The organism is Marinobacter iranensis, from assembly GCF_029207565.1.
Lineage (GTDB): Bacteria > Pseudomonadota > Gammaproteobacteria > Pseudomonadales > Oleiphilaceae > Marinobacter > Marinobacter iranensis.
Genome location: NZ_JANCMW010000037.1, coordinates 1 through 598 on the forward strand (window position 1 = coordinate 1; position 598 = coordinate 598).

Below are 598 nucleotides of genomic sequence, written 5' to 3' on the forward strand. Positions count from 1 at the left end.
AACGCTCCGCTAATGTGCGCCGCCTGCGGCGTCACCATTGAGCGGCTTGTTAGCAGATTCTGCCTGAAGACGCTCCACCAGCCACACCTTGATGATCGATTGGCGGGTAACTCCATAGCGCGCAGCCTCACGGTCCAACGACTCCACAACCCAAGCCGGGAAGTCGACGTTGATTCGCTTTTGTTCCTGATTAACGCGACGAGCAGACGACAGGTCCAGGTCATCAACAATATCTTCCTGACCTTCCTCAAATTTTTTATCGAAGTCTTTAGCTTTCATAGAGCTCAACCTCCTTCTTGCGGGAACGTCTGACTGAAATCAGACGAATACGAGCATCCCTGTACGTGACGACAGCCGACCAGTGCTTTTCACCAATCTTGCCTATCAGCAAAAACCTCTGCTCATCCTCTGATTTTGCGCGGATCTCCAGTAGGTATGGATCTTTCCACAGCCCTTGGGCAGCAACGAAATCGATACCGTGCTTGTCCAGATTGGCCTGGCTTTTGGCTTCGTCGAATTCAAATTCATCCATGAGTACAAATTATCCCTTTTTTACTCACTCCGCAAGATCTGGAAGGACGCTGTAGCTGCTAACGCC

Annotated in this window: 2 protein-coding genes; both read right to left on the minus strand. The window is 50.8% G+C overall.

Annotated features, from left to right (window positions below; all coding sequences use genetic code 11):
• Nucleotides 1-9: 9 nt before the first annotated feature.
• On the minus strand, nucleotides 10-279 hold the full coding sequence (brnA, locus tag NLU14_RS21325; protein WP_041333061.1) for a type II toxin-antitoxin system BrnA family antitoxin: 270 nt from the start codon (nucleotides 277-279) through the stop codon (nucleotides 10-12).
• Nucleotides 269-532, minus strand: a complete 264-nt coding sequence (locus NLU14_RS21330; RefSeq protein WP_126810273.1) for a BrnT family toxin — start codon at nucleotides 530-532, stop codon at nucleotides 269-271. Before NLU14_RS21330 ends, brnA begins: the two co-directional genes overlap by 11 nt.
• Nucleotides 533-598 lie beyond the last annotated feature (66 nt).